Raw genomic sequence first — 25505 nt, forward strand, 5'->3', positions numbered from 1 at the left:
TTATTTGCGGCGGCAGAATGGGCGAGGGGGACGGGCGGCGCAAGGTCGCGCAATGCAGCACGCGGGTCGCCTTCCCACATTCCCCGCTGGCTTTGTGAAAGAATTGCCGCTAGTGTTTTTCTCAAAGGCCGGGGTCACACCGGCAAGAGGCAAGCAGGCGTATTCAGGCGGTTCCCATGACTGAGATGGTCTATGGCTCGATGCCCCGCAGGGTATCAGAGCCGGTTCTTCCCAAATGGTGGCGCACCATTGACAAATGGTCGCTCGGGGCGGTTCTGGCATTGTTCGGCATCGGCATCCTTTTGGGCCTTGCGGCCTCGGTGCCCTTGGCCGAGCGTAACTCGCTTGATCCCTATCACTATGTGATCCGTCAGGGGTTCTTCGGCGGGATGGCGCTGGCTGTCATGCTGGGGGCCTCGATGCTGCCGCCCGAGGCCGTCCGGCGCGTGGGGATCCTCGGATTTGCGCTGTCGTTTTTGGCGCTGGCCCTGCTGCCCTTCCTTGGCACCGACTTTGGCAAGGGTGCCGTGCGCTGGTATTCGCTGGGCTTTGCCTCGTTCCAGCCGTCCGAGTTCTTGAAGCCCGGCTTCATCATCGTTTGCGCATGGATGATGGCGGCCGCACAAGAGATCAACGGCCCGCCCGGCAAGCTGATCTCGTTCATGATCGCGGTCACCGTGGTATTTCTGCTGGCAATCCAGCCGGACTTTGGCCAGTCGATGCTGATCGTCTTTGGCTGGTGCGTCGTCTACTTCGTGGCCGGTGCCCCCATGACGCTGATCGCCGCCATCATCGCTGCTGTGGGCGGTGTCGGTTTCCTGCTCTACGGCATGTCCGAACACCTTGCGCGCCGGATCGATGGTTTCCTTGCTGCCGAGGTCGACCCGCGCTCGCAGCTTGGCTACGCGACCAACGCCATTCAGGAGGGCGGGTTCTTCGGCGTGGGCGTCGGCGCGGGGCAGGTGAAGTGGACACTGCCTGATGCGCATACCGACTTCATCATCGCCGTCGCGGCCGAGGAATACGGCCTCGTTCTGGTGCTGATCATCCTTGCGCTCTACGGCTGTGTCGTCGTGCGGTCGATGTTCCGTCTGATGAAAGAGCGCGACCCGTTTGTCCGTCTGGCGGGGGCTGGGCTTGCCTGCATCTTTGGCGTGCAGGCCATGATCAACATGGGCGTTGCGGTTCGGCTTTTGCCCGCCAAGGGCATGACCCTTCCTTTCGTCAGCTACGGCGGGTCATCGGTGATCGCGGCCGGGCTGACCGTCGGCATGTTGCTGGCGCTGACACGCTCGCGCCCGCAGGGCGAACTTGAGGACATCATGTTCCGGCGGGGCCGGTGACCATGGCTGGGTCGGCGCCGCTTCTGCTGATCGCGGCCGGGGGCACCGGCGGGCACATGTTCCCCGCGCAGGCGCTGGCCGAGGCGATGATCGCGCGCGGCTGGCGGGTGAAGCTTTCGACCGATGCCCGTGGTGCGCGCTACGCCGGTGGTTTCCCCAAAGAGGTTCCGGTCGAAGAGGTGTCCTCCGCCACCTTTGCCCGCGGAGGGCTGGCCGCGAAAGCCGCCGTGCCGCTTCGCATCGCGGGTGGGGTCATGTCGGCGGCCATGGCGATGCGGCGCGACAGGCCGACGGTGGTGGTGGGCTTTGGCGGCTACCCCTCGATTCCGGCGTTGGCGGCGGCAACGCTTCTGCGGCTGCCCCGGATGATCCATGAACAGAACGGTGTGCTGGGCCGGGTGAACCAGATCTTCGCGCCGCGCGTGAACGCAGTCGCCTGCGGCACCTGGCCCACCACGCTGCCCGAAGGTGTCGAGGGGATCCATACCGGCAACCCGGTGCGGCAGGCGGTGCTGGACCGCGCAGCCGCCCCCTATATCCCGCCCGGCGACTATCCGATGAGCCTTGTGGTGATCGGCGGCAGCCAGGGCGCGCGCATCCTATCGGACGTGGTGCCTGCTGCCGTGGCGCTGCTGCCCGAGGGGATCCGCGCCAACCTGCGTGTCGCCCATCAGGCGCGGGCCGAGGATCTGGACCGCGTGATTGCGGCCTATGACGCCGCCGGGATCGACGCCGATGTGCAGCCCTTCTTCACCGATATCCCGCGCCGTCTGTCCGAGGCGCAGCTTGTCGTCTCGCGTTCGGGCGCCTCGTCGATCGCCGACATCTCGGTCATCGGGCGGCCATCGATCCTGATCCCCTTCGCGGCCGCCACCGCCGACCACCAGACGGCCAACGCCCGTGGGCTGGTTCAGGCCGATGCGGCGGTGCTGATCCCGGAATCCGCCCTTGACCCTGCCGCGCTTGCGGCGCAAATGGCCGCCGTGCTGTCAAACCCGCAGGCTGCGGGTGCCATGGCCACCAATGCCCTTGCGCAGGGCCGCCCCGACGCCACCGGGCATCTGGTCGATCTGGTCCTGCGCCTTGCCGAAAAAAGAGTGACACGATGAACGCTGCAACCAAACTGCCGCTGGAGCTTGGCCCCATCCATTTCGTCGGGATCGGCGGCATCGGGATGTCGGGCATCGCCGAGGTTCTGATGACCCACGGCTACCGGGTGCAGGGCTCGGATGCCAAGGCGTCCAAGATCACCGACCGGCTGGTGTCGCTTGGTGCCACCTTCTTTGAAGGCCAGCGCGCCGAGAATATCGGTGAGGCTGCGGTGGTGGTGATCTCCTCCGCCATCAAGAAGGGCAACCCCGAACTTGAAGAGGCGCGCCGCCGCAAGTTGCCTGTGGTGCGCCGGGCCGAGATGCTGGCCGAGCTGATGCGCCTGCGGTCGAACATCGCCATCGCGGGAACGCATGGCAAGACGACGACCACGACCATGGTTGCGACCTTGCTGGACAAGGGCGGGTTTGACCCGACCGTGATCAACGGTGGCGTGATCCATGCCTATGGCTCCAACGCCCGCGCCGGCGCGGGCGAATGGATGGTGGTCGAGGCCGATGAATCCGACGGAAGCTTCAATCGCCTGCCCGCAACCATTGCCATCGTCACCAATATCGACCCCGAGCATATGGAGCACTGGGGCAACTTCGACGCGCTGCGCAAAGGCTTTTACGACTTCGTGTCGAACATCCCGTTTTACGGATTGGCCGTCTGCTGCACCGACCACCCCGAGGTCCAGGCCCTTGTTGGCCGCGTGACCGATCGGCGCGTGGTCACCTTTGGTTTCAATGCGCAGGCTGATGTGCGGGCGGTGAACCTGAAGTTCGATAATGGCAAGGCGCACTTCGATATCCTGCTACAGGGTGAGGGCGAAGGTTCGAAAATCGAAGGCTGCACATTGCCCATGCCGGGCGATCACAACGTCTCGAACGCGCTTTCGGCCGTGGCGGTGGCCCGCCATCTGGGCATGAAGAAAGACCAGATCCGCGATGCGCTGGCCAATTTCGCCGGTGTGAACCGCCGCTTCACCAAGGTGGCCGAGGTTGATGGCGTGACGATCATCGACGACTATGGCCACCACCCGGTCGAGATCGCAGCCGTCCTCAAGGCCGCGCGTCAGGCGATTGCCGGACGTGAAGGCGCGCGCGTGATCGCCGTGCATCAACCCCACCGGTTCACGCGCCTGTCGAGCCTCTTTGACGAGTTCTGCACCTGCTTCAACGAGGCAGATGTTGTCGGTATCGCCGATGTCTATTCGGCGGGCGAGGACCCGATCGCCGGGGCAGGGCGCGACGATCTGGTGTCGGGCCTTATCGCCCATGGCCATCGCCACGCCCGCGCCGTGATTGACGAAGCCGATCTTGCGCGGCTCTTCCGCGAACAGACCCGGCCGGGCGACATTTTTGTCTGTCTGGGGGCCGGTACCATTTCTGCCTGGGCCAACGCCTTGCCCGCGCGGCTGAAGGCGGCTGCCTGATGCTGCGGGGCCTGGTCCGCGTCAGGGCAGGTGGCTGATGCTCTCTTTGGCGTTCGTCTGCTTCTGGGTGGTTCTGGCGAGCCTGATCATGCTGCTTCCGCGCCGGTTTCACTGGCGCGGGGCATATGTCCTTGCCGCGACGGGCGTGCCGCTTCTGGGCTGGGTCACCTATGAGAACGGGCCGTTCTGGGGTCTTCTGTGCCTGCTGGCGGGGGCATCCGTCCTGCGCTGGCCACTGATCCGGCTGGCACAGCGCGTCCGGCGTTAGGGCAAGGGCGCCAAGGCGCGGCTTGAACGCGGACGCGTCCCGCTTTACCAAGGCGCCATGACCACGCTTCCCCCTGTTCGCGGCACGTTGACGCCGCATCGCCCGCTTGCGGATCTGACCTGGCTTCGTGTCGGGGGGCCGGCCGATTGGCTGTTCCAGCCCGCCGATGAGCAGGATCTGGCCGCGTTTCTGGCAGGGCTGGACCCGTCCGTTCCGGTGTTTCCCATGGGCGTCGGTTCGAACCTGATCGTGCGCGATGGGGGCATTCGCGCGGTTGTGATCCGGCTTGGCCGGGGATTCAACGGGATCGAGGTGCGGGGAGAACGGGTCATCGCCGGCGCCGCAGCACTGGATGCCCATGTCGCCCGGCGCGCGGCCGAGGCGGGACGCGACCTTACTTTCCTGCGCACCATTCCCGGCTCGATCGGCGGGGCCGTGCGGATGAATGCGGGCTGCTACGGACATTATGTTGCGGATTTCCTTGAGGAAATCCGAATTGTTACGCGACAGGGAGAGGTCGCGGTTCTGCCCGCATCCGCGTTGAACCTGCGCTATCGGCAGTCTGAACTTCCCGAGGGCGCTGTTGTGGTCTCGGCCACCTTCCGTGCGCCCGAGGGCGATCCGGCTGAACTTGTGGCGCGGATGGAGGATCAGCTTGCAAAGCGCGACGCAAGCCAGCCCACCAAAGACCGCTCGGCAGGGTCGACCTTCCGCAATCCGCTGGGGCGAAGCTCGACCGGCAAGGCGGATGACACCGATGAGCTGAAGGCCTGGAAGGTCATTGACGACGCCGGTATGCGCGGCGCCCGCATCGGCGGCGCTCAGATGAGCGAGAAGCACTCGAACTTCCTGATCAACGCCGGTGGAGCAACCGCCGCCGATCTGGAAAATCTGGGCGAGGAAGTGCGAAAAAGGGTTTTCCAACACAGCGGTATCACGCTAGAGTGGGAAATCATGCGGGTCGGCGAACCGACCGCAAAATAACGAATAATATCGGGGCACAAGACCCCGTAGAGGCAGTAGATGGCGGGCAAGTCGGGCAGGACGGGCTCCCGTGTGGCGGTTTTGATGGGTGGGCTTTCCGCAGAGCGGGAAGTATCGCTTGTGTCTGGGCGCGAATGCGCAAACGCCCTTCGGGAAGCCGGATATGAGGTGATCGAGGTCGATGCCGGCCACGACCTCGTCGCGCGTTTGCTGGACATCAAGCCCGAAGTGGTTTTCAACGCCCTGCACGGTCGCTGGGGTGAGGATGGCTGCGTTCAGGGCATCCTCGAATGGCTGCGCATCCCCTATACCCATTCGGGTGTTCTGGCCTCGGCTCTGGCGATGGACAAGCAGCGCTCGAAGGAGGTCTTCCGCGCGGCTGGCCTGCCGGTGCTGCAAAGCGTGATCGTGCCTCGGGATGAGGCGCGCGCGCGCCATGTACTGCCGCCGCCCTATGTCGTGAAACCCAATAACGAAGGCTCGTCGGTCGGCGTCTATCTGGTGCATGAGGCGGCCAACAGCCCGCCGCAGCTGGCCGACACTATGCCCGCGCAGGTGATGGTCGAAACCTACGCCCCCGGACGAGAGCTGACATGCGCGGTGATGGGGGATCGCCCGCTGGCGGTGACCGATATCATCACGACGGGCTGGTATGACTATGATGCCAAGTACAAGGCCGGTGGCTCGCGCCATGAGGTGCCCGCCAATCTGCCGGCTGAGATCACGCAAGCCTGCCTCGACTACGCGCGGCGTGCCCATCAGGCGCTCGGCTGCCGGGGTTTGAGCCGGACCGATTTCCGCTGGGACGAGACGCGTGGCCTGAACGGTCTGATCCTGCTTGAGACGAACACCCAGCCGGGCATGACGCCGACCTCGCTTGCACCCGAGCAGGCCGCGCATTGCGGGATCAGCTTTCCCGAGCTCTGCCACTGGATCGTGGAGGATGCGTCATGCGACCGCTGACCGCAGACCGACGCTATCCGCAACATGCCGCGCGCGCGCCGCAGGCCGAGGCCGTGGCGCAGGCGGCCCATCCGCGCCCACCGCAGCCGCATGTCCGGCGCGATCCGGCGCCGACGCGCATGGCCTATCGCATGCAGCGTCTTTGGCTGACGCCCTTCTTCCGCGTTTGCGTGCGCGTCGGTCTGCCCGCCTTCGTTCTGTCCTTCGGCACGCTGCTCTGGCTTTCCGACGACGCGCGCCGTGCGGCGCTGTTGGCGCAGGTCGACAGCGTGCGCGAGGCGGTGGAGAGCCGGCCAGAGTTCCGCGTTTCGGTCCTGCAGGTTACAGGAGCCTCGCCTGCGCTCGATTCCGCGATCCGCAAGCTGCTTGCGCTGAACCTGCCGATCTCCAGCTTTGACATCGACCTCGAGGGTGCGCGCAGCCGGATCGGCCAGCTCGATGCCGTGGCGCAGGTGGAAATGCAGGTCATGAGCGGTGGCATCCTTGAGGTGCGCGTTGTCGAACGCGAGCCCCGGCTGATCTGGCGCCAGGGGGACGAGCTGGATCTGCTGGATGAGACCGGTCGCCGCGTGGCGCGCGTTCTGACGCGGGCCGACCGGCCTGACCTTCCGGTGATCACGGGCGAGGGGGCGAATCTGGCGACCGCCGAGGCACTGGAAATCATGGACGCCGCCGAGCCGGTGGTGGATCGCGTCCGCGGGCTGGTGCGTGTCAGCGACCGCCGTTGGGATCTGGTGCTTGACCGCGACCAGCGCATCCTGCTGCCCGCGCATGATCCCGTCCGCGCGCTTGAGCGCCTGTTGGCGCTCGACAAGGCCGAAGACCTTTTGAATCGCGACATTCTTTCCGTGGACCTGCGCAACCCGCACCGATCCACCCTTCGACTTGCCCCGAACGCCCTGCGCGAGTTGCGTCGCGCCCAGGGTATCGAGACTGTGGAGAACGCACTGTGACCGATCTCTATCAATCCCAACGTGCCATGCGGAACATGCGCCGCGCCGCCATGCAGCGGGGCGTTGTCGCGATCCTCGATATCGGCTCCAGCAAGATTGCCTGTCTGGTGCTGCGCTTCGACGGGCCTGAACGCCGCCGCGATTCCGACGGTGTGGGTTCGATGGCCGGCCAGTCGCAGTTCCGTATCATCGGGGCGGCAACCACGCGGTCGCGCGGCGTGTCCTTTGGCGAAATCCATGTGATGACCGAAACCGAACGCGCGATCCGCACTGCCGTTCAGGCCGCGCAAAAGATGGCCAATGTGCGCGTGGACCACGTCATCGCCTGCTTCTCGGGTGCGGAGCCGCGCAGCTATGGGCTGGCAGGCGATATCGAGCTGGCAGACAGCGTGGTGACGGAACAGGACGTCGCGCGGGTACTTGCCGCCTGCGACATGCCCGATATCGGGCAGGCGCGCGAGGTGCTGCATGCCCAGCCCGTAAACTTTGCGCTCGACCACCGGTCGGGGCTTGGCGATCCCCGTGGGCAGATCGGCAACCGCCTGGCCTGCGACATGCATCTTCTGTCGGTCGAGGCCTCGGTGGTGCAGAACCTGTTCTACTGCATCAAGCGCTGTGATCTGGAACTGGCCGGCATTGCCTCATCCGCCTATGTCTCGGGTATCTCCAGCCTGGTCGAGGATGAGCAGGAGCTGGGTGCTGCCTGCATCGATATGGGTGGCGGGGCGACCGGCATCTCGATCTTCATCAAGAAGCACATGATCTATGCCGACAGCGTGCGGATGGGGGGTGACCATATCACCGCCGATATCGCCAAGGGTCTGCATATTCCGATGAACGTGGCCGAACGGATCAAGACCAAGCATGGTGGCGTGCACGCGACCAGCAAGGATGACCGCGACATGATCGAGATCGGCGGCGATAGCGGCGACTGGGAAAAGGACCGCCGTCAGGTCAGCCGGACCGAGTTGATCGGGATCATGCGGCCGCGCGTCGAGGAAATCCTTGAAGAGGCGCGCGCCCGGCTGGACGCGGCGGGCTTCGATCACCTGCCCAGCCAGCAGATCGTGCTGACGGGCGGGGGCAGCCAGCTGATGGGTCTCGATGGGCTCGCAACCCGGATTCTGGGGCAGCGGGTGCGCCTTGGCCGTCCGTTGCGCATTCAGGGGCTGCCGCAGGCGGTAACGGGGCCGGCGTTTTCGTCCGCCGTCGGGCTTTGCCTCTTTGCGACGCATCCGCAGGACGAGTGGTGGGATTTTGACATCCCGACCGAGAAGTATCCGGCGCGGTCGCTGCGCAGGGCCATCAAATGGTTCCGCGACAACTGGTAGTCCCAACATCCTGCGGTAGAGGCGAAATCCCGCTTACGCGGTTGGCGTGATCCCCCATATTTTGTGGGGTGAAAGCGTTTTTTTCGTGACGTTCCCGACGACTGTGGATAGAATTGCGGATAAACCAGAAGTGCGCCGATTGGGACAGATGTGCGCAACATTCTGGAAATGAACGAAAAGCACTGGCGGCCACATATATAAACGCAGGCGGATTGGCGATGACACTGAATCTGATGATGACCTCCCAGAACCCGGATCTGAAGCCGCGCATCACCGTTTTCGGTGTCGGCGGGGCGGGCGGCAATGCCGTCAACAACATGATCGACAAGAGCCTTGAGGGGGTCGAGTTCGTTGTTGCCAATACCGACGCGCAGGCGCTGCAGCAGTCGAAGGCCGGCAGCCGCATCCAGATGGGCCCGAAAGTCACCGAAGGTCTGGGCGCGGGCGCGCGCCCCTCGGTTGGTGCCGCCGCCGCTGAAGAGACCATAGAGGCCATCGTGGATCATCTCGCCGGCGCGCACATGTGCTTCATCACCGCCGGCATGGGCGGTGGCACCGGCACCGGTGCGGCCCCTATCATCGCGCAGGCCGCACGTGAACTGGGTGTGCTGACCGTCGGCGTCGTGACCAAGCCCTTCCAGTTCGAGGGCAACAAGCGCATGCGGCAGGCGGATGAGGGGATCGAGGCCCTTCAGAAGGTGGTCGACACGCTGATCATCATTCCGAACCAGAACCTGTTCCGCCTCGCGAACGAGCGCACGACCTTTACCGAGGCCTTCGCCATGGCCGACGACGTGCTGTATCAGGGCGTGAAGGGGGTCACCGACCTGATGGTACGTCCGGGCCTGATCAACCTCGACTTTGCCGACGTTCGCTCGGTCATGGATGAGATGGGCAAGGCGATGATGGGCACGGGCGAGGCGACCGGCGAGGATCGCGCGCGTCAGGCGGCCGAGAAGGCGATTGCCAACCCGCTGCTCGACGAGATCTCGCTGACCGGCGCCAAGGGCGTACTGATCAACATCACCGGCGGCTACGACCTGACGCTGTTCGAGCTGGATGAGGCGGCAAACCTGATCCGCGAAAAGGTGGACCCCGACGCGAACATCATCGTGGGCTCGACCCTCGATCCGTCGATGGAAGGCGCGCTGCGCGTATCGGTCGTGGCGACCGGCATCGATGCCTCTGCCGCCAACCGCGCCGAAACCCCGAGCCGCCGTCCGATGGGCAGCGCCGCACCGACGTTCAACGCAGCCCCCGAAGTGAAGCCCGAGCCGGTTCGTCAGGCCGCTCCGGCGCCGCAGCCGGTTGTTGCCCCCGAACCGCAGCCGGCCCCGACGCTGTTTGATGCACCGCCCGTGCAGCAGCCTGCCCCTGTGCAGCAACCCGCCGCCTTCATGCCGGTCGATGAGGTCGAAGATCTGATCGATGACATGCCGCCTCCGGCTTATCGCCCGCAAACCCCGGCGGCCCCGGTCGTGCGCAGCTTTGCCGCCCATGACGAGGATGCCGCGGCCTTTGTCGCGCCGCGTCCGCGCCCGAGCGGCCAGCCCTCGCCCGAAGCACTTGCCCGCCTGCAGGCGGCCGTCAGCAAGAACCCGGCCACCGCGCAACGCCCGCAACCGGCTGCGCAGCGTGCCGCCCAGCCCGCGGCGCCTCAGGCCGCCCGCCCGGCCGAAAAGTCGCGTTTCGGCATCGGCTCGCTGATCAACCGCATGGCCGGACATTCGGCCGAAGCAGAGCGTCCGGCACCGCGTCAGCAGCCGCAGGTCACCTCGTATGACGACGAGCAGGACATGTCGGCAGACCAGGAACGGATCGAGATTCCCGCTTTCCTGCGGCGTCAGGCGAACTGAAGGACGTTACGTCAAGGTAACATTGTTCTGGAAAAAGGCTCGCGAAGGCGGGCCTTTTTCTATTTGTTTCCAGCATATTGCGGTGCGGTTGGCGGGATTCTGCGGGCCTGACGTCTGACTGTTACATCCGGTTACAAAGAGTGAGTTGTTCAGAAAGGCCACGCGAATTACCTAAACTGCACGGCGAAAGTCCTGTGGATATCTCGTCGGTTGGTAAGAACATCCAAGGGGATGAACGTGCAGAATACCTTGAAATCCGCTGCGGTCTTTGACGGACTCGGCCTGCACTCGGGGGAACCCGTGCGCATGACCGTGCGTCCTGCCCCGGTCGATTCCGGGGTCTGGTTCCGTCGTACCGACCTGACCGAAGGCAACCCGATGATCCCGGCCCGCTGGGATGCGGTTGTGCCCTCGAAGCTGTGCACCCTGATCGCGAATGAATCGGGCGCTTCGGTTTCGACCATTGAACATATCATGGCCGCGCTGGCAGGCTGCGCCATCCACAACGCGCTGATCGAAATTGATGGGCCGGAAGTGCCAATCCTTGATGGTTCGGCCGTGGCCTTTGTCGAACGCTTTCTTCAGGTCGGCATCGCCCCGCAGGGCGAGCCCGTGCGCGCAATCCGCGTCCTGAAATCCGTCGAGGTGCGCGAAGGCGATGCCGTCGCCCGGCTGGAACCCTCGGACAACCTCGAGATCGACTTCCGCATCGACTTTGCCGAGGCGGGAATCGGTCGGCAGGAAAAGCACCTCTCGATGGCGAATGGCGCGTTTGTGCGCGAGTTGAGCGATTGTCGTACCTTCTGTCTGCAGGCAGATGTTAACCGGATGCGCGCAAGCGGTCTGGCCCTCGGCGGCACGCTGGAAAATGCTGTGGTTTTTGACGATGGCGAAGTGCTGAGCCCCGGTGGCCTGCGTCATCGCGACGAGCCTGTGCGCCACAAGATGCTTGACGCGCTTGGCGATCTTTCGCTGGCCGGCGGGCCGATCCTGGGTCGTTACACGGGTATCCGCGCCGGTCATGCGCTGACGAACCGCCTGCTTCGGGCGCTGTTTGCCGATCCGACGGCCTGGGCACCGGTGGAATGCGGCAATAGCGCCGGCCGTAAATTGCCGGGCATGGGCGTTCATCCGGGCGATCTGCCGATTCACGCCTGAACGGTGCGCCAACGCACGGAAAGGCGTTTTGCACCGCCGATTTTTCTGTGCTAGGACAAGCCAAACAGCTCTGACCGCTAGGCGGCGGGCGGGTACTTGCGGGCATGTTCCGCGGGCCGGGATCTGACGAGGCAGTAGTGCGAAAGATGACGGGTGGAACTTCGGGCGCGGGTCTCCTTGCGGGAATTCTGCTTTCTGCCGTTCTTGCTGGGTGCAGTGGTGGCGGTGGTCAGTCCAAGGAACCCCCGCTTGAGACCTTGAGCGCGCAGCAGATCTACGATCGCGGCGAATACACGCTTGAAGAAGAGAACGACCCAACCAAGGCGATCCGCTATTTCACCGAGGTGGAGCGGCTTTATCCTTATTCCGATTGGGCGCGCCGCGCCCTGATCATGCAGGCCTTCACCTATCACAAGTCGAAAGAGTACGAGGATGCGCGTCAGGCAGCGCAGCGATTCCTTGACTATTATCCGGGTGATGAGGACGCGGCCTATGCAAAGTACCTGCTTGCGCTCTCCTACTACGACCAGATCGACGAGGTTGGGCGCGATCAAGGACTGACTTTCCAGGCGCTTCAGGCTCTGCGCGAGGTCATCGAGGAATACCCTGACAGCGAATATGCCCGCTCGGCCATCCTGAAGTTCGACCTCGCCTTTGACCATCTGGCGGCGAAAGAGATGGAGATCGGGCGGTACTACCTGAAGCGTGGCAACTACGCGGCCTCGATAAACCGCTTCCGCACCGTGGTGCAGGACTTCCAGACCACGACCCACACCGCCGAGGCGCTGCACCGTCTGGTTGAAGCCTATCTTGCGCTTGGCCTGACCAACGAGGCGCAGACCGCAGGCGCGATTCTGGGCTATAACTACCAGTCCAGCCCGTTCTATCAGGACAGCTACAAGCTGCTGACCAGCCGTGGGCTTGAGCCCAAGGCGGCGGGCGACAGCTGGCTTGCCGGTGTGTATCGGCAAACCGTCAAGGGCGAATGGCTGTAAGGTCGGGCAGGGCGCTCTGCCCTGAAAGGTGAGTGGATGCTGCGCGCGCTCGATATCCGCGACATGCTGATCATCGACCGGCTCTCGCTGGCGTTTCAGCCGGGCCTGAATGTGCTGACCGGCGAAACCGGGGCTGGCAAGTCGATCCTGCTGGATTCGCTGGGCTTTGTTCTGGGATGGCGCGGCCGTGCCGAGCTTGTGCGCGCGGGTGCGACACAGGGCGAGGTGGTCGCGGCGTTTGATCTGCCTGCCGGGCACGCCGCCCATGACGTTCTGGCAGAGGCGGGGATCGAGGTCGAAGACGAGCTGATCTTGCGGCGCGTGAACTATGCGGACGGACGCAAGACTGCTTGGGTGAACGATCGCCGCGTCTCGGGCGAGGTGCTGCGGGCCTTGTCGGAGACGCTGGTCGAATTGCACGGTCAGCATGACGACCGGGGCCTTTTGAATCCGCGCGGACATCGCGCCCTGCTGGATGCCTTTGCCGGGCTGGATCTTGGCCCCACGCGTGATGCCTGGTCTGCGCTTGGTCAGGCGCGGCGCGCGCTGGCCGAGGCCGAGGCTGCGTTTCAGGCGGTAAAGGCCGAGGAGGATTTCCTGCGCCACGCGGTGTCCGAGCTGGACAAGCTAAACCCTGAGCCGGGCGAGGAGGCTGTCCTGGATGCCCGCCGCCGGGCGATGCAGGCCAGCGAAAAAATCCGCGCCGATGTCTCGCGCGCTCATGCCGAGATATCAGAGCAAGGTGCCGAGGCGGTTCTTCTCGATGCACTGCGTCGGCTTGAAGGCGCGGGAGACCGCGCAGGTGGGGCTCTTGAAGCCCCGATTGCAGCGCTCGGCCGGGCATTGGCAGAGCTGGCCGATGCGCAGGCGGGTGTCGAGTCCTGTCTGAGCGCACTCGATTTCGACCCGTCTGAGCTTGAGGTGCTGGAGGAGCGGCTTTTCGCGATCCGTGCGCTGGCCCGCAAGCATGGCGTCCTGCCGGATGATCTGGGCACGCTTGCGCATGAGCTGCGTGCCCGGCTTGAGGCGCTGGACGGTGGCGAGCGCAACCTTGCCCAGTTGCGCCGCGCCGTGGTGCTGGCAGAGACGGGGTATTCCGAGGCAGCAACCGCGCTTTCTGCGGCAAGGAAGGCGGCGGCGAAGCGCCTCGATTCTGCGATGGCGGCAGAACTGGCACCCCTGCGGATGGAGCGCGCGGTTTTCACGACCGAGTTCGAAACCTCCGAGCCCGGACCGGGTGGGGTGGATGCGGTAACCTTCACAGTCGCAACCAACCCCGGCGCGCCGGCGGGGCCGCTTAACCGCATCGCCTCGGGTGGTGAACTGAGCCGGTTTCTTTTGGCGCTGAAGGTCTGTCTGACGGGTGACACGCCCGGCGTCACGATGATCTTCGACGAGATTGACCGCGGTGTCGGCGGTGCCACGGCGGACGCTGTCGGGCGCAGGCTCAAGGCGCTGGCGGGTCAGGCGCAGGTGCTGGTTGTGACGCACAGCCCGCAGGTGGCAGCGCTTGGCGCGCATCATTGGCGTGTCGAGAAACGCGTGCAGGATGGCATGACCACCACCACAGTGATCCCGCTGGAACCGGGCGACCGTGTCGAGGAAATCGGGCGCATGCTGTCGGGCGATACGGTGTCTGATGCGGCGCGGGCGGCGGCGCGGTCGCTGCTCGATGCCTGATGCTGCGTTGCAGCAGGCGCAAGGCGGCACGGCGCGAATGGTCGTTGTTGCGGAAGTTCTGCTGACCTAAATTCCTTGGCAGGGAGGGCAACCACAAGAGGTTTGCCATGCTGAAACAAGTTTCGCGCATCATCCGCGCTTTCCACGTCCCGACGATCGAGGAACTGGAACGCGACTATCTGAACCACTCTGCCTCGCGCTACGATCTTGAAATGCGCCAGCGTGAAGTGGACGGCGGGCTGTTCCGTCGCCCTGCACGCTACTACTGAGGCACCAGCTTGCCGGGGTTCAGGATGTTCAGCGGGTCCAGCGCGCGTTTGACCGCCCCCATGACCGCCCATCCTGCCCCGTGCTCTGCCTGCATATAGGGCAGTTTACCGATACCGATGCCGTGCTCGCCCGTGACCGTGCCACCAAGGCGCAGGGCGCGCTCGGCCATTCGGGCCGCAAGGCGCTGCGCCTCGGTTGCCTCAGCGGCATTGCCGCGTTCGATCAGCAAGATGGCGTGGAAGTTCCCGTCACCGACATGGCCAAGGATCGGGCCGGGAATGGAACTCGCGGCGATATCGGCGCGAGTTTCCTCGACCGCCTCGGCCAGCCGTGAGATCGGCACACAGACATCGGTGACGATCGCCGTCGCGCCGGGGCGTGAGGCGATACAGGCCGGGTAGGCGTTGTGCCGCATCTTCCACAGTGCGTTTCGGTCTTCGGCACGCTCCGCCCAGCGGAACCCGCTGCAATGGTGGCCGTCTGCAATGTCGCCAAAGCGTTCGGCTTGCTCGGCCACGCCAGCGGCAGAGCCGTGGAATTCGACCAGCAGATATGGCGCTTCGGTCAGCGATTGCCCCGAATAGGCGTTGCATGCCGCGACGGCCGAAGGGTCCAGAAACTCGATCCGCGCCATGGGTTTACCGGACTGGATCGTTTCGATCACGCAGTCCACGGCTTCTGACATGGTCGGAAAGGCGCAAACGGCAGCCGAGATTGCCTCGGGCTGGCCCTGCAGGCGCAGGGTGAGTTCGGTGATCAGACCGAGCGTGCCCTCAGATCCGACCATCAGCCCCGTCAGGTCATAGCCCGCCGCAGATTTTGGCGCGGCCGACCCTGTCCGGATGACCGTGCCATCGGCCAGAACCACCTCAAGCGCCAGAACGGCATCGCGCATGGTGCCGTAGCGCACCGCCGTTGTGCCCGAAGCCCGCGTGGCAGCCATTCCGCCGAGGCTTGCATTGGCACCGGGATCGACCGGGAAGAACAGACCCGTCGCCCGTAACTCGGTATTCAGCGCCTCGCGCGTGATGCCGGGCTGAACCCGTGCCAGCATGTCCTCTGGGCGCACCTCAAGCACTTGGTCCATGCGGGCAAAATTGACCGTGATACCGCCGCGCAGCGCAAGGGCATGCCCTTCCAGCGAGGTGCCGGCGCCCCAGCCGACCACCGGAATACGGTTGGCATGGGCAACCCTCAGAATGGCTGAGACCTCGGCCGTGGTCTCTGGGAAGGCCACCGCATCGGGAAGCCCTGCCAGGACGTGGGTCTCGCTTTGGGCGTGCTGCTCACGCAGCGCCTGAGCGGTCGTGAAGCGATCGCCCATAAGGGCGCGGAGTTCGTCAAAGCCTGTCATGCCGTCAGGGTAGGGGACTGGGGCGCTGCGTCAAGATCCGCCGATCCGGTCAATCGCGACCGCCAGATCGCCATATCCTGTAAAGCGCCGCTCATAGGCAAGGCCAAGGCGTTCGGCCGCGTCGCGCGCCTTGGCGTCAAGGGCAGGGTCGTCCGTCTGCGCCTGATAGACGAGCTTGGTGTAATTGCCGAACATCATCGGGATCAGTTCGGGGTGCCGGTCAAACCCCATCGGACGCCAGACAAAGGCGTCAAACTGCCGGGTCAAGAAATCCGTCAGGTAGAAGGCGGTTATTTCGCCTTCGGCGATGCGGGCGAAGCGGTCATTGCCTTCAAAAAACGAATAACAATGGGGTCCTTCCAGCATCTCTACGCCCAATTCCTTGCACTTTTCCTGCAATTGGCCGCCCGTGCCGCAATCGGCATAGAGAACAAACACTTTCTCGTAGCCCTTGGCGTCACCAACGGCCTTCTCAACGGCTGCGGGAATACGGTCGGGCCAGAGATGCAGGTTCGCCGGCAGGCATTGCAGATCCAGATGATTCCAGCCGCCAGAACGCTTTATGGCCAGAACCTCATGTGCCAGTGCGCCGCAGGCAATCAGAAGGACGCGGCCCCGCGCGGACGGGGCGAGGCCTGCTTCGGTCAATGCAGTGTCGTCGGGAAGCCTCATGCTTTCAGCCTTATCAGTAGGGCGGCGAGCAGCGCCACCTGCGCCACGGCCGCCAGCGGCAGGCCAAAGGCCGTGACCAGCCAGATCGTCAGCGCGGCATCGGCGATGACTGCGGCGATCAACAGGGCGAAGACCTTTGGCGGCATAGGCGGGTTCCGTCTGGCTACAAGATGAATGTGGGCAGGCGGGGCGCGTTCGGCAAGCGTCCAAAGAAAAAGGCCCCGGATCGCTCCGGGGCCATGCATCGAGATGCGCAACCTCAGAGTTGGTTGTGCTTGCGTGCGACCATCGCCTTGGCGGTTTCCACCGCAACGGCGGCGTCGCGGCAATAGGCGTCAGCGCCGATGGCCTTGCCGAACTCTTCGTTCAGCGGCGCGCCGCCGACCAGAACGATATAGTCCTCGCGCATGCCCTTTTCCTTCAGCGTGTCGATCACGACCTTCATGTAGGGCATGGTCGTGGTCAGCAGGGCAGACATGCCCAGAATATCGGGCTTTTCGGTTTCCAGCGCCTCGATGTATTTCTCGACCGCGTTGTTGATGCCAAGGTCGATGACCTCAAACCCGGCGCCTTCCATCATCATGCCGACGAGGTTCTTGCCGATGTCGTGGATGTCGCCCTTGACGGTGCCGATCACCATCTTGCCCATGCGCGGCGCGCCGGTTTCGGCGAGCAGCGGCTTGAGGATGGCCATGCCGGCCTTCATGGCGTTGGCGGCCAGCAGAACCTCGGGCACGAACAGGATGCCGTCACGGAAATCCGCACCGACAATGGTCATGCCGGCAACGAGCGCCTTGGTCAGCACATCGTAGGGGGTCCATCCCCGTTCCAGCAGGATTTGAACGCCTTCCTCGATCTCTTCCTTCAGACCGTCGTAAAGGTCGTCATGCATCTGAAGGACGAGTTCCTCGTCGTTCAGTTCGGACAGGATGATATCGTCTTCGTCGGCCATCTGGCGGCTCCTGCGGGATGTGTATGTCCGTTCAATGCGCCGATTGCGACGCAACGACTTTTCGCTTTGCGACATGGCCGCAGGCAAAGGCGACAGTCAAGGCCCAAGCCGAGAGGGACTTGCCGTTTGTTCATGAAAAGTTCTAATGTTCATTATGAGGAAGGAAACCGCATTACGCCCGGAGCTTCGGGTAAAGGCACGGGGGGCGCTGGACAACGCAACCGGGCGCTTTGAACGTGAGCATCGCATCGCGGAGGATGACGGCTGGGACCTGCCCGAGGATGAGCGGCTGTTGCGCACCGAGGTGCGGCTCGAGGCGCCCCGAACCGCGATCAGCTACAATCGCTCGCCCGATCTGCCGTTTGACCGCAGCGTGAACCCCTATCGGGGCTGCGAGCATGGCTGCGTCTATTGCTTTGCGCGCCCGACACATGCCTGGCTGAACCTCTCGCCCGGTCTCGACTTTGAGACGCGGCTGATTGCCCGGCCTGGCATCGGTGCGGTTCTGGCGCAAGAGATTGGCCGGCGGTCCTACAAGGTGGCCCCGATCGCCATTGGCACAAATACCGATCCCTACCAGCCCTGCGAGGCGGATCACCGCGTGATGCGTGAGGTTCTGCAGGTGCTGCATGACTGGAACCATCCTGTTGCGATCACAACCAAGGGGGCGCTTGTCGAACGCGACATTGACCTGATCGCCCCGATGGCTGCGGCGGGATTGGTGCGTGTGGGGATATCGGTCACCACGCTGGATGCAGGCCTCTCTCGCGCAATGGAGCCGCGTTGCCCGTCGCCGCAACGTCGGCTGCAGGTGATCCGGCGTCTGTCGGATGTGGGCGTGCCTGTGCGTGTGATGATCGCGCCGGTGATACCGGGGCTGACAGATCATGAGCTTGAGCCGATCCTTGCTGCGGCCCGCGCTGCGGGCGCAGTGGCGGCAAGCTGGATCATGCTGCGTCTGCCGCTGGAGGTCGCGCCGATGATGAAGGACTGGCTTGAGACGCGCCTGCCTGGGCGCGCGGCCAAGGTGATGGCCCGTATCCGAGAGGTCCACGGCGGGCGCGACTATGACCCGGAATGGGGGCGTCGCATGCGGGGCGAGGGGCTCTGGTCGGACCTGATCGCGCAACGCTTTGACAAGGCCTGCACGCGCGAGGGGCTGACGATAAGGCAGCCACCCTTGCGCACGGATCTTTTCGCGCGGCCCGTGCAGGCCGGGGACCAGCTTTCACTATTCTAGGCGCAGCGCGGGGCACGTCCGCAGGATTTGGGTATTTTTTGCCAAGAGGAAGCGGATGACCTGCGCCACCAAAGAGGGAATGGGGGGCGCCGCTCTCCCCATTCCTCTTGGCCTAGATACCCAAGTCTTAACGCGCCCGACGGCGCTCGCGGCGTGGTGCGCCGTGATCGTGGCCGCATCCCGGACCAGTGCCATCCGAGGCCGAGGAGAAGGCGCCGAGCTTGGCCGAGATATCGTCCAGCGTAGGGCGCGGTCCTTTGGGGCGGCTTTCCAGAGCGGCGCGCATGGCCTTCAGATGCTCGGGCATGGTCCCGCAGCAGCCACCGATGATCCGCACCCCTGCATCGCGCGCAAGGACTGCGTACTCAGCCATCAGTTCGGGCGTGCCGTCATAGTGGATGGCACCGTCCTGATAGCGCGGGATTCCAGCATTGCCCTTGGCGATCACCGGGCGCTCGCTGCCTTGGGCAAAGAAGCCCAGAACGGTGCGCAAAAGATCAGATGCGCCCACGCCACAGTTCGCACCAAAGGCAATCGGCGGGTTCGGCAGCTTTTCGACAAGCGTCGCCAGATCCGAGGACGTCACACCCATCATGGTGCGCCCGGCGGTATCAAAGCTCATGGTGCCGCACCAGGGCATGCCGGCAAGCGCTGCGGCCTCGGCTGCGGCGCGGAACTCTTCGGGGGCCGAGATCGTTTCGACCCACAGCACATCAGCGCCGCCTTCCTTCAAGCCTTCGGCCTGTTCGTGGAAGATCTCGACTGCCAGCTCGTGTGTCAACGCGCCCATGGGCGCCATGATCTCGCCCGTAGGCCCCACCGATCCGGCAACAACAACGGTGCGCCCGGATGCGTCGGCGATCTCGCGCCCAAGCGCCGCGCCGATCCGGTTCAGCTCGCGCACGCGACCTTGGGCGTTGTGCAGCTTCAGCCGCGCCGAGTTGCCGCCGAAGGTATTGGTGAGGAAGATGTCCGACCCGGCCTCGACCGCGCCGCGATAAAGGGTGCGGATGTTGTCGGGCCTGTCGGTGTTCCAGAATTCGGGCGGCTCACCCGACTCCAGTCCCATGTTGAACAGGTTGGTGCCGGTGGCGCCATCGGCCATCAGCCATTCGCGGCTGGCCAGAAGTTTAGAAAGGGCGTCGGTCATGGGGCCTCGCAGATTTAGGGCCGCACCGGGGGTGCGGATGCCATTTGCCTTCCTGTGCCATGTAGGCACGCTTGAGGCAAATTCATAATCTTCATGATCATCCTGAACCCGGTCGATGCAACGAACGAAAAAGGGCCACCCCTGAAAGGGACGGCCCTGCAATTCAGCGGTTTTGCCCGATCAGATCTCGCTCATCAGTTGCGACTTGGCAGTGTGCATCAGATCGGAGAGTTTCTTGCGGATCTCGTCCGCCGTTGCCTTGCCGTCCAGATCGGCAGCCAGCTTGCGCACCACGTCTTCCGACCCGGCTTCCTCGAAATCGGCATTCACCACGCTCAGCGCGTATTCATCCGCCTCAGCGCCCGATTTACCCAGCAGGCCCGCGGCCCAGAGACCGGCCAGCCGGTTACGGCGCGCCTCAGCCTTGAACAGCATTTCGGCATCATGGGCGAATTTGGTTTCGAACGCCTTTTCGCGATCGTCGAAGGTGGTCATGGCAAGGCCCCCATTTTGGTTCCGAACGGCGCGGAACGGGTTCGTCTGTCTCTTCATATGCCCGCCCCGGCCTTTCGCCGCAAGGGCCGAAGGGGCGCAGTTGGCGCTAAACCTTGCGGGCAGGCGGGGGTTGGACTATAGCCCGGCCCAAAGGATGGACGCCCTGGCGCCCGTCCGTTCCGCGATTCGGGAAATTTCATGGCACGTCGCAAGAAGGTTTACGAGGGTAAGGCTAAGATCCTTTACGAAGGACCAGAGCCGGGGACCCTGATCCAGTACTTCAAGGACGATGCGATTCCTGCCGTGAACCAGCCTTCGGCCGCAGTCGAGGGGAAGGGCGTTCTGAACAACCGCCTCAGCGAGTTCTTCATGTCGGGCCTGAATGGCATCGGTGTGCCCACGCATTTCATTCGGCGCCTGAACATGCGCGAACAGCTGGTTCGCATGTGCGAGATGGTCCCGCTTGAGGTGGTCGTGCGCAATTTCGCGGCTGGTGGGCTGTCGAAGCGGTTGGGAATCCCCGAAGGCATGGGGCTACCGCGCCCGATCGTCGAATACTATTACAAGGATGAAAAGCTGGGCAATCCGATGGTCTCGGAAGAGCACATCGTGGCCTTTGGCTGGGCCAACCAGCAGGATCTCGATGATATCGTCGCACTTGCCTTGCGCGTGAACGATTTCATGTCGGGCGTGATGATGGGCGTGGGTGTCCGTCTGATGGACTTCCGCCTTGAGGTCGGCCGCATCTGGGAGGGCGATTTCATGCGCCTGATCGTTGCTGACGAGATCAGCCCGGACAGCTGCCGCCTCTGGGATCTGCGCGGCCTGGAGGCCCCGGACCGTGAAGGCCAGCAGCGAGAGCCCGGCCCCCTGAACGACGTCTACACCGAACTGGCGCGGCGCCTTGGCGTGCTGCCCTCGAATGTCACCCACACCCTCAAGCCCACCCTGATCAACTGAAAGGCCTGTCCCCATGAAAGCGCGTGTCACCGTCATGCTGAAGACCGGAGTGCTTGATGTGCAGGGCGAGGCTGTGCGCCGCGCGCTTGGCACCCTTGGCTTCGAAGGGGTCGAAGCCGTGCGTCAGGGCAAGGTCATCGAGCTTGACCTGGCTGCAACCGACAAGGCGGCGGCCGAGGCCGAGGTGAAGGCCATGTGTGAAAAGTTGCTGGCCAACACCGTGATCGAGAAATACTCGGTCGAAATCGCCTGAGGGCCACGCCCCTGTAGTTCTGCAAAGCCGCCGGCATGCCCCGGCGGCTTTTGCGTCATCAGTGCCTGCACAGAACCACCTCTGCCATTTCCCCTTGGATCAAATACCCGGCAACCTCTGTCAACCGGCGCGCCGATGGTGGTTTTTCTCTGGCAGCCGCAGGTCGATTGCGCTATGGCGCTGCCATCCCGGACAGAGCGAGAGAGACCCGATGAAAGCCGCCGTCATCACCTTCCCCGGATCCAACTGCGACCGCGATCTGGCAGTAGCCTTTGAACGGGCAGGGGCGGATGTCGTCCGCGTCTGGCACAAGGACAGCGCGCTGCCTGCGGGCGTTGATGTGGTGGGTGTTCCGGGCGGGTTCTCGTTCGGCGATTACCTGCGCTGCGGCGCCATTGCCGCGCAATCGCCGATCGCGGCGGCGGTCAAGGCGCATGCGGATCGGGGCGGCTATGTCATCGGCATCTGCAATGGCTTTCAGGTGCTGACCGAGATGCGCCTGCTGCCCGGCGCGCTGATGCGCAATGCGGGCCTCAAGTTCATCTGCAAGACGGTGGAGCTTGAGGTGGCGACGACCGCCTCTGACTTCACCTCGGGCTATACGATGGGCCAGCACATCCGCGTGCCGGTCGCCCATCACGACGGCAACTATGCGGTCGATGCCGAGACGCTTGCCCGGATCAAGGCCGAGGATCGCATCGCCTTCCGCTATGCCGACAACCCCAACGGCTCTATGGCCGATATCGCGGGCGTGCTGTCGGAGAACCGCCGCGTCCTTGGCATGATGCCGCACCCTGAGCGGGTGGTGGACGCAGGCCATGGCGGCACCGACGGGATGGCGCTTTTTTCCAGCCTGATCGGCAAGATGGCGCTGGCCTGAGCACAGCAAGGCTTGAGGCTGCCTGACGCCTCGGCCTAAACTGTGCCAATGCTGGATACGACCACATCTTCCGGGCCTGAGCCGCGCGAACCGGGCATCTCCTGGCGGGTGAAGCTTGTCGTGGCGCTGCTGATCCTTCTGGCGACGGGCGTTGTTCTGGTGACCAACCGCTGGCTGTCCGAGCGGTTTACAGAGGTCACGCGCAACAGGGCCGAACTGCGGCTCGCGCTCTATTCTGGCAACATGATCTCCGAATTGCAGCGCACCTCGGTTGTGCCGCTGCTGTTGGCGCGCGACCCCGAACTGATCGGCGCGCTGGAGCGGCGCGACTTTTCGATGACCTCGGCGCGGCTGATCTCGTTTCAGGCAGAGATCGGCGCGGCCTCGATCGTGCTTCTGGATGCCGAGGGCCGGGTGGTTGGCGCCACGAACCGCAACCAGCTTGGGGAGAGCTTTCGCAACTCGCCCAGTTTCATCGATGCGCAGCGGGTGAATGATACGGTCTTCACCGTCGCCTCGCGTGAGACGGCGGGGTTTGACTTCACCTATTCACGCGCGATCCGGGTGGAAGGGCAGGTCGTGGGCGTGATCGTCGTCGCGGTCGATCTGATGAAGTATGAACGCGCATGGGCCGGCCTCCAGGACGCGGTCCTTGTCACCGATACCGAGGGCACGGTTCTGTTGGCGACCGAGCCGCGCTGGCGTGGCTTGCCCGTCGATCAGGCGCTTGAGGCGCGCGATGCGCCCTCGGCCATTCGCCGGGCGTTGCAAGGGGCTGCCGACTGGGCGCAAGAGCCGCCCGATGCCTATGTCTCGGGCGAGGCGGTAATGAAGACCGAAACCCGCGTCGCGTTTCGCGGCTGGCGAATGGTCACCTTCACGGCCTTCGATTCGGTGCGCGAGCGCGTGAATGGCGTGCTTGCGCTTGAAATCATGGGTTTTGCGATCCTGCTCGCTGTGACCTTTTACATGCTCTCGCGCCGGGCCTGGTCGCAAAGCGTGACCTTCCAGCGCGAAAGCGCGGAACTGCGGATGCTGAACGCCCGTCTGCAACGCGAAATCGCCGAGCGCGAGAAGGTGCAAAAGAACCTTGAGGTTGCCGAGTTGACGCTGGCGCAATCGTCAAAACTCGCGGCCTTGGGCGAGATGTCGGCGGCGGTCAGCCATGAGCTGAACCAGCCGCTTGCCGCGATGAAGACCTATCTGGCGGGCGCCCGCCTTTTATTGCAACGCAAGCGCCCGGAAGAGGCGCTCTCATCTTTCCAGCGGATCGATGACCTGATCGACCGGATGGGGGCAATTACCCGTCAGCTCAAGTCCTATGCCCGCAAGGGCGGCGAGGCATTCGAGGCGCTGGATATGCGCAACTCGGTCTCGGCTGCGCTTTCGATGATGGAGCCGCAGTTGAAGGCACGGGTCGTGCGCATCACCCGCACCTTGCCGCGAACGCCGGTCATGGTCATGGCAGACCGTATCCGTCTGGAGCAGGTCATCATCAACCTGTTGCGCAATGCCCTTGATGCAACCAAGGATTCGCCGCGTCCGCAGATTGATCTGATGCTTTCGGCGGGCGAGACCGCCACGCTGACCGTGCGGGACAACGGGCATGGCATCAAGGATCTCGAGAACCTGTTCGAACCTTTCTACACAACCAAGAAACCCGGCGAGGGGGTTGGCCTTGGCCTTGCCATCTCGACCGGCATCGTGACCGACCTTGGCGGACGGCTGACCGCGCGAAATGCGGAAGGCGGGGGGGCTGTATTCGAAATACAGCTTCCCATATTGGGACCAGTGACGGACTCTCCGGCGAAGGCCCCAACGAAGGCCCCAACCACGGCCCCCGTCAAGGCAGCAGAATGAGGACCAAATGGCCCGCACCATGAAAGTCGCCATCGTCGATGACGAGGCGGATATGCGCCAATCGATCAGCCAATGGCTGGCCCTGTCAGGCTTTGACACCGAGACCTACGGCAGCGCCGAAGAGGCGCTATCGGTGATCGGCCCGGACTTTCCCGGCGTGATCGTCAGTGACATCCGCATGCCGGGGATGGACGGGATGGCGTTCCTCAAGCGTCTGATGGGCATGGATTCGGCCTTGCCGGTCATCATGATCACCGGCCATGGCGACGTGCCCATGGCGGTTGAGGCCATGCGCCTTGGCGCCTTTGATTTTCTGGAGAAGCCCTTCAACCCCGACCGGATGACAGAGCTTGCCAAGCGCGCGACGCAGGCTCGTCGGATGACGCTGGACAACCGTGCCCTGCGCAAAGAGCTGTCCGACGGCACAACGATCATGAAAAAGCTGATCGGCTCCAGCCCGGCGATGGAGCGGCTGCGCGAGGATATTCTCGATCTGGGGCAGGCCGACAGTCACGTCCTGATTGACGGCGAGACCGGCACCGGCAAGACGCTGGTGGCCCATGCCCTGCATGCGGTGGGTCCGCGCGGATCGAAGAAGTTCGTGACGATCAGCTGTGCAGCGTGGTCCGAGGATCAGTTGTCAGCCAAGCTTTTCGGCCCTACCGAGGACGGCGTTCCCCTGATCGAAGAGGCCCGCGGCGGCACGCTCTGTCTTGAGGATATCGAGAGCCTGAGCCACGCCCTGCAGTCACGCCTGCTGACGGTGATCAACGAACAGGGCAGCCCGCCGGAAACCCGGATCATCGCGATCTGCAACCAGCATGCCCCCGACACCACGCTGGAGGATATTCTGCGTCCTGACCTGTTCTACCGGTTGGGCGCGATGACCATCGTGCTGCCACCCCTGCGGACGCGCGGCGAGGATATCCTGACGCTCTTCACCCGGTTGTCAGAGCAATTTGCCGAGGAATACGGCTGCGACGCCCCGGCCCTGACTGCGCAAGAGGCCGCGCAACTGCTGCAGGCCCCCTGGCCCGGCAACGTGCGCCAGTTGGTGAATATTGCTGAACGCGCCGTTTTGCAGAACCGCCGCGGGTCAGGTTCGATTGCATCACTTCTGATGGCCGATAACGAAGCATCGGGACCTGCGCTGACGACCGAAGGCAAGCCCTTGAAGGAATATGTGGATGCCTTTGAGCGGATGCTGATCGACAACACCATGCGCCGTCATAAGGGTAGCATCGTCGCTGTGATGGAAGAGCTGTGCCTGCCGCGCCGGACGCTGAACGAGAAGATGGCGAAGTACAGCCTCCAACGCTCGGACTATACCTGACGCTGGTGAGGGCGGCGTCCTTGCCGCC

General features: G+C 64.1%; 25 protein-coding genes. 19 read left to right on the top strand and 6 right to left on the bottom strand.

Annotated elements, in window-relative coordinates; genetic code table 11:
- Positions 1 to 176 precede the first annotated feature (176 nt).
- The 13 genes from FQU74_RS10425 to FQU74_RS10485 all read left to right on the top strand — a co-directional run bounded on the left by FQU74_RS10425 (position 177) and on the right by FQU74_RS10485 (position 14327).
- Positions 177 to 1343, top strand: a complete 1167-nt coding sequence (locus tag FQU74_RS10425; RefSeq protein ID WP_146286404.1) for a peptidoglycan glycosyltransferase FtsW — start codon at positions 177 to 179, stop codon at positions 1341 to 1343.
- A 2-nt stretch (positions 1344 to 1345) separates the two neighbouring features.
- A complete protein-coding gene (locus tag FQU74_RS10430; protein ID WP_146286405.1) occupies positions 1346 to 2452 on the top strand; it encodes a UDP-N-acetylglucosamine--N-acetylmuramyl-(pentapeptide) pyrophosphoryl-undecaprenol N-acetylglucosamine transferase in 1107 nt (368 codons plus the stop codon).
- Positions 2449 to 3870: a UDP-N-acetylmuramate--L-alanine ligase gene (gene murC, locus FQU74_RS10435; RefSeq protein WP_146286406.1), complete on the top strand. Its 1422-nt coding sequence runs from the start codon at positions 2449 to 2451 to the stop codon at positions 3868 to 3870. Before FQU74_RS10430 ends, murC begins: the two co-directional genes overlap by 4 nt.
- Before the next feature lie 37 nt (positions 3871 to 3907).
- Positions 3908 to 4138, top strand: coding sequence for a DUF2484 family protein (locus tag FQU74_RS10440; protein ID WP_188781581.1), 231 nt, complete (start codon positions 3908 to 3910; stop codon positions 4136 to 4138).
- Positions 4139 to 4195: 57 nt separating this feature from the next.
- Positions 4196 to 5122 carry a UDP-N-acetylmuramate dehydrogenase gene (gene murB / locus FQU74_RS10445; RefSeq protein ID WP_146286408.1) on the top strand — a complete coding sequence of 309 codons (927 nt, stop codon included), beginning with the start codon at positions 4196 to 4198 and terminating at the stop codon, positions 5120 to 5122.
- A 39-nt stretch (positions 5123 to 5161) separates the two neighbouring features.
- Positions 5162 to 6085, top strand: a complete 924-nt coding sequence (locus tag FQU74_RS10450) for a D-alanine--D-alanine ligase (RefSeq protein ID WP_146286409.1) — start codon at positions 5162 to 5164, stop codon at positions 6083 to 6085.
- Between the two features lie 119 nt (positions 6086 to 6204).
- Positions 6205 to 7038 carry a cell division protein FtsQ/DivIB gene (locus tag FQU74_RS10455; protein ID WP_373289017.1) on the top strand — a complete coding sequence of 278 codons (834 nt, stop codon included), beginning with the start codon at positions 6205 to 6207 and terminating at the stop codon, positions 7036 to 7038.
- Positions 7035 to 8369 carry a cell division protein FtsA gene (ftsA, locus tag FQU74_RS10460; RefSeq protein WP_146286411.1) on the top strand — a complete coding sequence of 445 codons (1335 nt, stop codon included), beginning with the start codon at positions 7035 to 7037 and terminating at the stop codon, positions 8367 to 8369. The genes FQU74_RS10455 and ftsA overlap by 4 nt, the downstream gene beginning before the upstream one ends.
- A 218-nt stretch (positions 8370 to 8587) precedes the next feature.
- Positions 8588 to 10225, top strand: coding sequence for a cell division protein FtsZ (gene ftsZ / locus FQU74_RS10465; protein ID WP_146286412.1), 1638 nt, complete (start codon positions 8588 to 8590; stop codon positions 10223 to 10225).
- A gap of 237 nt (positions 10226 to 10462) precedes the next feature.
- The gene (gene lpxC / locus FQU74_RS10470; RefSeq protein ID WP_146286413.1) at positions 10463 to 11383 is read left to right on the top strand and encodes a UDP-3-O-acyl-N-acetylglucosamine deacetylase; all 921 of its coding nucleotides are present in this window, start codon (positions 10463 to 10465) and stop codon (positions 11381 to 11383) included.
- Positions 11384 to 11529: 146 nt separating this feature from the next.
- Complete coding sequence (locus tag FQU74_RS10475) at positions 11530 to 12378, top strand: outer membrane protein assembly factor BamD (protein ID WP_146286414.1); 849 nt, start codon at positions 11530 to 11532, stop codon at positions 12376 to 12378.
- 36 nt (positions 12379 to 12414) lie between these two features.
- Complete coding sequence (recN, locus tag FQU74_RS10480; protein ID WP_146286415.1) at positions 12415 to 14058, top strand: DNA repair protein RecN; 1644 nt, start codon at positions 12415 to 12417, stop codon at positions 14056 to 14058.
- 107 nt (positions 14059 to 14165) lie between these two features.
- Positions 14166 to 14327: a DUF3563 domain-containing protein gene (locus FQU74_RS10485; protein ID WP_146286416.1), complete on the top strand. Its 162-nt coding sequence runs from the start codon at positions 14166 to 14168 to the stop codon at positions 14325 to 14327.
- Here FQU74_RS10485 and FQU74_RS10490 read toward each other — a convergent pair.
- From FQU74_RS10490 to FQU74_RS10500, 4 genes are all read right to left on the bottom strand, one after another.
- Positions 14321 to 15682, bottom strand: a complete 1362-nt coding sequence (locus tag FQU74_RS10490) for an FAD-binding oxidoreductase (protein WP_146286417.1) — start codon at positions 15680 to 15682, stop codon at positions 14321 to 14323. The two genes, FQU74_RS10485 and FQU74_RS10490, sit on opposite strands and share 7 nt — an antisense overlap.
- Before the next feature lie 30 nt (positions 15683 to 15712).
- The gene (locus FQU74_RS10495) at positions 15713 to 16354 is read right to left on the bottom strand and encodes a DUF1638 domain-containing protein (protein ID WP_146286418.1); all 642 of its coding nucleotides are present in this window, start codon (positions 16352 to 16354) and stop codon (positions 15713 to 15715) included.
- Positions 16351 to 16500 carry a hypothetical protein gene (locus tag FQU74_RS19420; RefSeq protein ID WP_170246229.1) on the bottom strand — a complete coding sequence of 50 codons (150 nt, stop codon included), beginning with the start codon at positions 16498 to 16500 and terminating at the stop codon, positions 16351 to 16353. The genes FQU74_RS10495 and FQU74_RS19420 overlap by 4 nt, the downstream gene beginning before the upstream one ends.
- A gap of 113 nt (positions 16501 to 16613) precedes the next feature.
- A complete protein-coding gene (locus tag FQU74_RS10500; protein WP_146286419.1) occupies positions 16614 to 17306 on the bottom strand; it encodes a corrinoid protein in 693 nt (230 codons plus the stop codon).
- Positions 17307 to 17460: 154 nt separating this feature from the next.
- On the opposite strand from FQU74_RS10500, the gene FQU74_RS10505 reads away from it, so the two are divergent.
- The gene (locus FQU74_RS10505) at positions 17461 to 18546 is read left to right on the top strand and encodes a PA0069 family radical SAM protein (protein WP_373289014.1); all 1086 of its coding nucleotides are present in this window, start codon (positions 17461 to 17463) and stop codon (positions 18544 to 18546) included.
- A 127-nt stretch (positions 18547 to 18673) separates the two neighbouring features.
- Here FQU74_RS10505 and bmt read toward each other — a convergent pair whose 3' ends face one another.
- Positions 18674 to 19696, bottom strand: coding sequence for a betaine--homocysteine S-methyltransferase (gene bmt, locus FQU74_RS10510; protein ID WP_146286421.1), 1023 nt, complete (start codon positions 19694 to 19696; stop codon positions 18674 to 18676).
- A gap of 180 nt (positions 19697 to 19876) precedes the next feature.
- Positions 19877 to 20191 (bottom strand): DUF1476 domain-containing protein, encoded by a 315-nt coding sequence (locus FQU74_RS10515; RefSeq protein ID WP_146286422.1) that lies wholly within the window; start codon positions 20189 to 20191, stop codon positions 19877 to 19879.
- Between the two features lie 198 nt (positions 20192 to 20389).
- On the opposite strand from FQU74_RS10515, the gene FQU74_RS10520 reads away from it, so the two are divergent.
- The 5 genes from FQU74_RS10520 (at position 20390) to FQU74_RS10540 (ending at position 25477) form a co-directional block, all read left to right on the top strand.
- Positions 20390 to 21151: a phosphoribosylaminoimidazolesuccinocarboxamide synthase gene (locus tag FQU74_RS10520; protein WP_146286423.1), complete on the top strand. Its 762-nt coding sequence runs from the start codon at positions 20390 to 20392 to the stop codon at positions 21149 to 21151.
- Positions 21152 to 21164: 13 nt separating this feature from the next.
- Positions 21165 to 21404, top strand: a complete 240-nt coding sequence (purS, locus tag FQU74_RS10525; RefSeq protein WP_146286424.1) for a phosphoribosylformylglycinamidine synthase subunit PurS — start codon at positions 21165 to 21167, stop codon at positions 21402 to 21404.
- A 211-nt stretch (positions 21405 to 21615) separates the two neighbouring features.
- Complete coding sequence (gene purQ, locus FQU74_RS10530; protein ID WP_146286425.1) at positions 21616 to 22284, top strand: phosphoribosylformylglycinamidine synthase subunit PurQ; 669 nt, start codon at positions 21616 to 21618, stop codon at positions 22282 to 22284.
- Between the two features lie 48 nt (positions 22285 to 22332).
- Positions 22333 to 24144 (top strand): sensor histidine kinase, encoded by a 1812-nt coding sequence (locus tag FQU74_RS10535; RefSeq protein WP_146286426.1) that lies wholly within the window; start codon positions 22333 to 22335, stop codon positions 24142 to 24144.
- Between the two features lie 7 nt (positions 24145 to 24151).
- Entirely contained in the window at positions 24152 to 25477 is a 1326-nt protein-coding gene (locus FQU74_RS10540; RefSeq protein ID WP_146286427.1) for a sigma-54-dependent transcriptional regulator, read from the top strand.
- Positions 25478 to 25505 lie beyond the last annotated feature (28 nt).

The sequence above is a fragment of the Gemmobacter aquaticus genome (assembly GCF_007859075.1).
Lineage (GTDB): Bacteria > Pseudomonadota > Alphaproteobacteria > Rhodobacterales > Rhodobacteraceae > Gemmobacter > Gemmobacter aquaticus.